The organism is Kitasatospora sp. NPDC058190 (assembly GCF_042883685.1).
GTDB lineage: Bacteria > Actinomycetota > Actinomycetes > Streptomycetales > Streptomycetaceae > Kitasatospora.
The window spans coordinates 1-6,932 of record NZ_JBHVVI010000227.1; the positions used below are offsets into that span (position 1 = coordinate 1).

At 73.2% G+C, this 6,932-nt stretch carries 8 protein-coding genes and 1 pseudogene; 8 read left to right on the forward strand and 1 reads right to left on the reverse strand.

Annotated features, from left to right (window positions below; translation table 11 throughout):
* The first annotated feature begins 113 nt into the window (after positions 1 to 113).
* From ACFVWU_RS43840 to ACFVWU_RS43855, 4 genes are all read left to right on the forward strand, one after another.
* Entirely contained in the window at positions 114 to 638 is a 525-nt protein-coding gene (locus ACFVWU_RS43840; protein ID WP_387632096.1) for a hypothetical protein, read from the forward strand.
* A 64-nt stretch (positions 639 to 702) separates the two neighbouring features.
* The gene (locus ACFVWU_RS43845) at positions 703 to 2,025 is read left to right on the forward strand and encodes a glutamate-5-semialdehyde dehydrogenase (protein ID WP_387632099.1); all 1,323 of its coding nucleotides are present in this window, start codon (positions 703 to 705) and stop codon (positions 2,023 to 2,025) included.
* A gap of 89 nt (positions 2,026 to 2,114) precedes the next feature.
* Positions 2,115 to 2,696 (forward strand): hypothetical protein, encoded by a 582-nt coding sequence (locus ACFVWU_RS43850; protein ID WP_387632102.1) that lies wholly within the window; start codon positions 2,115 to 2,117, stop codon positions 2,694 to 2,696.
* Between the two features lie 103 nt (positions 2,697 to 2,799).
* A complete protein-coding gene (locus ACFVWU_RS43855) occupies positions 2,800 to 3,861 on the forward strand; it encodes a hypothetical protein (protein WP_387632104.1) in 1,062 nt (353 codons plus the stop codon).
* 109 nt (positions 3,862 to 3,970) lie between these two features.
* Here the strand turns inward: ACFVWU_RS43855 and ACFVWU_RS43860 are convergent, their stop codons facing one another.
* A complete protein-coding gene (locus ACFVWU_RS43860; protein WP_387632106.1) occupies positions 3,971 to 5,023 on the reverse strand; it encodes a M48 family metallopeptidase in 1,053 nt (350 codons plus the stop codon).
* Between the two features lie 316 nt (positions 5,024 to 5,339).
* Here ACFVWU_RS43860 and ACFVWU_RS43865 point away from each other — a divergent pair, with 316 nt between their 5' ends.
* The 4 genes and pseudogenes from ACFVWU_RS43865 to ACFVWU_RS43880 all read left to right on the forward strand — a co-directional run.
* Positions 5,340 to 5,486 carry a hypothetical protein gene (locus ACFVWU_RS43865; RefSeq protein ID WP_380613790.1) on the forward strand — a complete coding sequence of 49 codons (147 nt, stop codon included), beginning with the start codon at positions 5,340 to 5,342 and terminating at the stop codon, positions 5,484 to 5,486.
* A gap of 152 nt (positions 5,487 to 5,638) precedes the next feature.
* Positions 5,639 to 5,794 carry a hypothetical protein gene (locus tag ACFVWU_RS43870; protein WP_355669510.1) on the forward strand — a complete coding sequence of 52 codons (156 nt, stop codon included), beginning with the start codon at positions 5,639 to 5,641 and terminating at the stop codon, positions 5,792 to 5,794.
* Positions 5,795 to 5,918: 124 nt separating this feature from the next.
* Entirely contained in the window at positions 5,919 to 6,551 is a 633-nt protein-coding gene (gene nadD, locus ACFVWU_RS43875; RefSeq protein ID WP_380613789.1) for a nicotinate-nucleotide adenylyltransferase, read from the forward strand.
* 13 nt (positions 6,552 to 6,564) lie between these two features.
* Positions 6,565 to 6,932 (forward strand): annotated as a pseudogene (locus tag ACFVWU_RS43880) (ATPase); the annotation flags it as partial.

Below are 6,932 nucleotides of genomic sequence, written 5' to 3' on the forward strand. Positions count from 1 at the left end.
CTCCGTACAGGAGCGGCCCGGCCGCGGGCGAGGAGGGGCGCAGCCGTACCGGTCGGCCGAAGGCCGACGGGGCCGGTGGGGACGACACGACATCGCCGAACAGGAGGCCGCCGGTGGAACGCAGGCGCGAGGCAGCGCTGACCGGAGGGACGGCGGGCCGGCGGCTGACCAGTATCGACGGCGGCCGCGGGGACGGCCCCGCCGAGCCGGCCGGTCCGCCACCGCAGAGGCCCGGCGGAGTGCGCAGGCTGCGGCCGCAGCGTGCGGAGGCGGCGGATCCGCCCAGCGTGCCCGAGCAGGCGCGGCTGTGGCACGTGGTGCTGAGCGTGGCGGGGCAGGTCACCCCGCTGTCCGAACTGCGTGCCTCGCTGGAGCGGCTGGCGCACGACCACTCGTTCTTCCTGACCGCGCGCTACGCGGCCGACCACGCCGAGATCCGGTACTGGGAGCAGGCCCGGGACCTGCACGACGCGGCGGCGATAGCGCTGCGGCTGTGGGGCGAGCACAAGGTCACCGCGAGCCTGCCGCCCTGGGAGATCGTCGGGCTGGAGGTGGTCGACCGGGCGACGTACCACAAGCGGGTGGCGGAGGGCTTCGGCGATCCGCCACCGCACCTGGGCGGCGTGCACCCCTACTGACCGGCCCTGTTCGGATGCCGGAACGGCGACGGGCGGGGCGGGCGCAGTCGCTACCCTTGGCGGCATGACCAGCGACCTCGTCACCGCCGACAGCCCCGTCCTCGCCGTAGCGCGCCGTGCCCGGGAGGCCGCCGCCGCGCTCGCCCCGCTGCCGCGCAGCGCCAAGGACGCCGCGCTGCTGTCGATCGCGGACGCGCTGGTCGCCCGCGCCGCCGAGATCGTCGCGGCCAACGCCGAGGACGTGGCCCGGGCCCGCGAGGCGGGCACGGCGGAGTCGGTGATCGACCGGCTGACGCTGACCGGGGAGCGGATCGCCGCGATCGCCTCCGACGTGCGCGACGTGGCCGGCCTGCCCGACCCGGTCGGCGAGGTGGTGCGCGGCTACACCCTGCCGAACGGTCTGGACGTGCGCCAGGTGCGGGTGCCGCTGGGCGTGGTCGGCATCATCTACGAGGCCCGGCCGAACGTCACGGCGGACGCCGCCGCGCTCTGCCTGAAGTCCGGCAACGCGGTGCTGCTGCGCGGCTCCGCCTCGGCCTACCGTTCCAACACCGCGCTGGTCGCGGTGCTGCGGGACGCCGTCGCCGCGGCCGGGCTGCCCGCCGACGTGATCCAGCTGGTGCCGGGGGAGAGCCGGGACTCCGTGCAGGAGTTGATGCGCGCCCGCGGCCTCGTCGACGTGCTGATCCCGCGCGGCGGTGCTTCGCTGATCCGCACCGTGGTCGAGGGCTCGACCGTCCCGGTGATCGAGACCGGCACCGGCAACTGCCATGTGTACGTGGACGCGCGGACCGACCTGGCGATGGCCGTCGGCATCCTGCTGAACTCCAAGGCGCAGCGGGTCAGCGTCTGCAACGCGGCCGAGACCCTGCTGGTGCACCAGGACGTCGCGGACGACTTCCTGCCGCTGGCGCTGGCGGCCCTGGCCGAGGCCGGGGTGACCGTGCACGGCGACGAGGCGGTGCTCAAGGCCGCCGAGGGCAGCGCCGCCACCGTGGTGCCGGCCACCGACGAGGACTGGGGCGCCGAGTACCTCTCGTACGACCTGGCGGTGGCCGTGGTGCCCTCGCTGGACGCCGCCGTCGAGCACATCCGCCGCTGGTCCTCCGGCCACACCGAGGCGATCGTCACCACCTCGCAGGCCGCCGCCCGCCGCTTCACCCAGCTGGTCGACTCGACCACGGTGACCGTCAACGCCTCGACCCGGTTCACCGACGGCGGTGAGTTCGGCTTCGGCGCGGAGATCGGCATCTCCACCCAGAAGCTGCACGCCCGCGGTCCGATGGGCCTGCCCGAGCTGACCAGCACCAAGTACATCGTCACTGGTGACGGGCATGTCCGCGGCGAGGCGACGCAGACCGTGGGCGGGGACGCGGACGCCCGCTGAACGCGGCGTGCGGGGCGTCCGGCACACGTGTGACGGACCAACTGCCGGGAGCCACAGACAAATCGCCCGGCCGGTAATACGCTGAATCCGTGGCTGAGGATGTGGGGGGCTTGCCGTACCCCGACGGCGCCGACCACGGTGGTGCGGACGACGAGTTCGCCACCGTGGTCTTCGATGAGGCCTTCGTCCGGTCCGCCGCCGTGCACGAGCCGACGGCCAAGGAGCGGCAGCTCGCCGCGGCCGAGGCGCGGTTCGAGCCGGACACCGCGGGACCGGGGTGGGGCTATGACGTCCCGGCCGGTGACGGGCTGCCGCTGGAGCTGCGCCCGTACCCGAGCGGACTCGACGAGGACCACCTGTACCCCGACCCGTGGTCGGGCCCGGGCCGGGCGACCGGCCGCCGGACCCGGCGGCGGTGGCGCCGCTACGATCCGGTGCGCGCCCGAGGCCGGTACGTGGCCCAGCAGCGCTGGCACCGGCCGGTGGCCTGGGTGCTCGCGGTGATCATGGGCGTGAGCCTGGTGGCGGTGGCGGTCGCGGCGATCTACCAGGGCGTGGGCGGTACCTCCGGCGCGCCCCGGCGCCCGGAGTCCGGCAGCAGCAGCACGGGGGTGGACCCGCGGCCCGCGCCGGCCGAACCGTCGCCGGTGGTCACGGCACCGGCGGGCTAGCCGGAGCCGGGGGCGCACGCCCCGGGCGGGTGGCCGCGGAGCGTTCCCGGCAATCTGCGCAGGGGCCCTCGTAGCGGGCCGGGTGTACGCCTACCCTGGTGTCATGGGTGACCCGCGAGAGCCTCCTGAGGGTACGCCCGAGGGCGGTTCCGGAAACGAGGACGAATTCCGGTCCGTCGTGTTCGACGAATCGTTCGTGCGGGCTGCCCGGATCCAGGAGCTGTCCGCCCGGGAGCGGCTCGCGGGCTCCTTCGGCAAGGCCACCCGGGCCCGGGTGCGGCTCGGGCCGCTGGGTACCGTCCCACGCCAGGCGCTGGCCCTGCTGCTGCTCATCCTGCTGGCCTTCGGGGCGGCGGTGTACTTCGGGGTGAACTCGCCGAAGGGCATCCCGGCACGGCCCGAGGGCAGTCAAGTGACCGTCAGCCTGGTCGCGTTGAGCCCGGCCTCGGCCGTCCACCCGGTGACCGACCCGGCGAATCCGTTCGCCGCGCTGCCGCCCGGGTACGGCGAGGGGACGACCGGGCTGAACACCCCGACCGGGGCCGCCACCGAGCACTTCAGCCGGGTCGAGGTGACCAAGGCGCTGGACACCGTGCAGCGCTACCTGGTCGCCTCCTCGCTGACCCCGGCCGCACTGGTGCAGGGCGCCACCGCGGACATACGGGCCTTCGTCACGCCCGGTGAGCAGGCCGGATTCGACGAGAGCGTCGCACAGCCGGTGGACGACCGGCACCACGCGCTGACCGGCTGGGTGGTCCGCTTCGACCCGGCGCAGGTCGCGCTGGCCTCCGACACCGTGAAGGTGGTCGGCGCGATGCGGATCGACGAGGCGGACAGCGGCACGCTGCAGATCACCACCGACCACACCTTCGTCTACGCGCTGAAGCCGGCCGGGGCCCCCGCCGGGGCGCCGGTCACCCTGGCGACCGTGCGGCGCGAGCTGACCTTCCAGTTCGACCGGGTGGACCTGGCCTCGGCGCAGCTGCGGCTGGTGGACTCGGTGGTGCAGGCCGGGCCGGCGCCGTGCACCACCTCGATGGCGGGCTTCCTGCAGCCGGTGCTGGCCACCGTGCAGGGCACCGCGGTGGCACCGCCCACGCCGGTCGACCCGGGCAACCACGCGCGGCCGGCCTGGCAGGTGTGCGGGGTGCTGGCGGGCGGCTGAGGGCCCCCGGAAGGGACCGAGAGCGCCGGGGCCGGATCGAGGCCCCCGGAACGGCACGGCGACCGGTGACCCCGTCCGGGTCACCGGTCGCCGTGGTCCGTGCGCCGGGTCAGCTGTCGTCGCGGTCCGTGGCGGAGCCGCGGTTGCCGCCGGTGAAGGTGTCGCGCAGCTTGCCGCCGACCGTGGCGGCGCCGCCGGCCACGTCCCGCAGCAGGCCCATCAGCGGGTCCTTGCTCTCCTTCACCGAGGTCGTGTAGTGGTCGGCGGCGGCCTTCCACTGCTCGCCGACCGAGGTGTCCCGGTCGTCCGAGCGGCGCGGGTAGGCGCCGGCCAGGATCGAGCGGTACTCGTCGCTCTCCGCCCACTTCTTCAGCTGGGCGACCCGGACCACCGCGAACGGGTGGGTCTGCGGCAGCAGCTGGAGCAGCTTGAGCACGCCGTCGCGCAGGTCGCCGGCCCTCTCGTACTCCTCCGCCTGCTCCAGGAACGCGTCGACGTTCATCTCGGCCAGGTTGTGCCCGCCGGCGAGCTTCATCAGGGCCCGCATGGACGCCTGGAGGTCCTGCCCGGCCAGCAGGCCGGCCCGGTCGCTGGACAGCTCGGCCTTGCGGAACCACTCCTTGAGGGCGGTGACGAGGGCCATGATCGCCAGACTGCCGAGCGGCACCCAGGCGATCCGGGTGGCGATGTTGGTGAGGATCATCAGCATCGTCCGGTAGACGGCGTGGCCGGACATCGCGTGGCCGACCTCGTGGCCGATGACGGAGCGCAGCTCCTCCTCGTCCAGCAGCTCGACCAGGCCGCTGGTGATCACGATGATCGGGGTGTCGATGCCGATGGTGTACGCGTTGACCGCCGGGTCCTGGGTGACGTACAGGTCCGGCACCTGCTCCAGGTCGAGTACGTAGGCGGCGTCGCGCACCATGTCGTACAGCTCGGGGAACTGACGCTCGGACGTCTTCACGGCGGTGGCCAGGAACATCAGCCGGATCGCGCGCTCGGACACCAGCCCGGCGAGCTTCTTCAGGACGTCGTCGAAGCCCGACAGCTTGCGCAGGGCGACCAGGGCCGAGCGGTCGGCGGGGTGTTCCCAGGCCCGGGTGGAGATCTCGGGGAAGCGCTGGCGGCGCCGGCTCGGGCTCTTCTCGAACGTGTCGGTCATGGTCTGAGTACCTCCTGGTCGACGGCGGCCCCGGCGCGGTGCCGGCCCCCCGCTGCTCTTCGCCTGCAACGACTGTCTGTGCAACGTCCGTGGTTGCGTACTCGTCCCCGGGGCCAGCGTACGCGCGGGTCGCCGCGCGGTTCCCGCCCCGAGCCGCCCCACGGAGGCGAGCGGGCGAGTAGCAGGGCGGGCGAGTAGCAGGGCGAGTCACAGGGGCCGGTGGGCGGCGCCGGTGTGAGGCGGGTTTACCCTGAATGCCCTGGAGAACCGAGACCGGATCCGGCCGCGGTACCGAGCAGTTCGAGGAGCCCCTCAGATGTCCACCGACACGCTGGTCAGCCTGGCCGCCCCCATCTCCGACGAGGCCGGCCCGGGCCTGTTCCTGCGGATCATCGTGATCGCGTCCTTCGTGGGGATCGGTCTGCTGGTCTGGATCATGGCCCGCGCCTTCCGCGGTCAGTAGGCGCCGCCTTCCCCGTGCCCGCTCACGCCCGGTCAGTGGCGGTGGGCCGCCGAGCGGTTGCCGTGTAACCCCCCGTACGATGACGGGTGGGCCCTCACCGGCCCGGAACAACCCCCAGGTCCGTTCACCGAGCCGAGAAGGTCCCGCCGACCATGAGCACTGCTGCCGCACTCCCCGTTCTGAACCTGCTCGCCGAGGGCGAGGGGGGCAACCACGACAGCCTGAACCCGGCCCTGACGGGTGGCGCCGCGCTGTTCATCCTGCTGCTCCTGCTCTTCATCACCACCCGCTTCAACCGGGACCGCTGAGCCCGGCCCACGGACCGCCAGGGGAGCGTCCGGCCATCGGGCCGGCCGCTCCCTCACGCATCTGCGGGCAACCCCCACACGGGCGTTCCCGCACCGTAACGGGCGTCGCGTAAGGTGTGGCGGCATGGGAGAGCAGGCCGGGATTCCCGGCGGACCGGAACCGGTGAAGAAGCGCCTCGGCGTGATGGGCGGCACCTTCGACCCGATCCACCACGGCCACCTGGTCGCCGCCAGTGAGGTGGCGAGCGCGTTCCACCTGGACGAGGTGGTCTTCGTCCCGACCGGGCAGCCCTGGCAGAAGTGCGACCGGCAGGTCACCTCGGCCGAGGACCGCTACCTGATGACGGTCATCGCCACCGCCGAGAACCCGCAGTTCTCGGTCAGCCGGATCGACATCGACCGCGAGGGCCCGACGTACACCGTCGACACCCTGCGCGACCTGCACGCCCTGCACCCGGACGCCGACCTCTTCTTCATCACCGGAGCCGACGCGCTCGCCCAGATCCTGACCTGGCACGACTCCGACGAACTCTTCTCGCTGGCCCACTTCATCGGATGCACCCGCCCGGGGCACACTCTGTCGGACGCCGGACTTCCGGTGGGCGGGGTCTCCCTGGTGGAGGTCCCGGCGCTGGCCATCTCCTCCACGGACTGCCGCAACCGGGTCGCCAAGGGCGAGCCGGTCTGGTACCTCGTTCCGGACGGCGTGGTCCGCTACATCGACAAGCGGGCGCTGTACGCGCCGCACGGGACCTGAGCCAGGAGCCGGCGTGACGGAACGCAACGGGCAGCAGCCGGAGGAGTGGTCCACCGGGCAGTACGAGCAGCCGTACCAGGGGTACCAGCAGCAGCCGTACGAGCAGCAGGCGCAGTACGACCAGTACGGGCAGCCGGTGTACGGGCAGGGCACCTACGCCGGCCACCAGCAGCAGGGGTACCAGCAGGGCTACCAGGGGTACCCGCAGCAGGGGTACGAGCAGCAGCAGGGGTACGAGCAGTCGGCGCAGTACGACCAGTACGGGCAGCCGGTCTACACCCAGGACCCGTACGGCGGTTACCAGCAGCAGGCGTACCACCAGGGGTACCAGCAGCCGTACCAGGCCTCGCCGGTGGTCGCCGAGCCGCAGCAGCCGGAGGC

Bases quoted from the DNA above. Each gene is read 5' to 3' on its own strand.
- ACFVWU_RS43845 (WP_387632099.1), top strand. From the start codon at position 703: ATGACCAGCGACCTCGTCACCGCCGACAGCCCCGTCCTCGCCGTAGCG.
- ACFVWU_RS43855 (WP_387632104.1), top strand. From the start codon at position 2,800: ATGGGTGACCCGCGAGAGCCTCCTGAGGGTACGCCCGAGGGCGGTTCC.
- ACFVWU_RS43860 (WP_387632106.1), bottom strand. From the start codon at position 5,023: ATGACCGACACGTTCGAGAAGAGCCCGAGCCGGCGCCGCCAGCGCTTC.
- ACFVWU_RS43865 (WP_380613790.1), top strand. From the start codon at position 5,340: ATGTCCACCGACACGCTGGTCAGCCTGGCCGCCCCCATCTCCGACGAG.
- ACFVWU_RS43870 (WP_355669510.1), top strand. From the start codon at position 5,639: ATGAGCACTGCTGCCGCACTCCCCGTTCTGAACCTGCTCGCCGAGGGC.
- nadD (WP_380613789.1), top strand. From the start codon at position 5,919: ATGGGAGAGCAGGCCGGGATTCCCGGCGGACCGGAACCGGTGAAGAAG.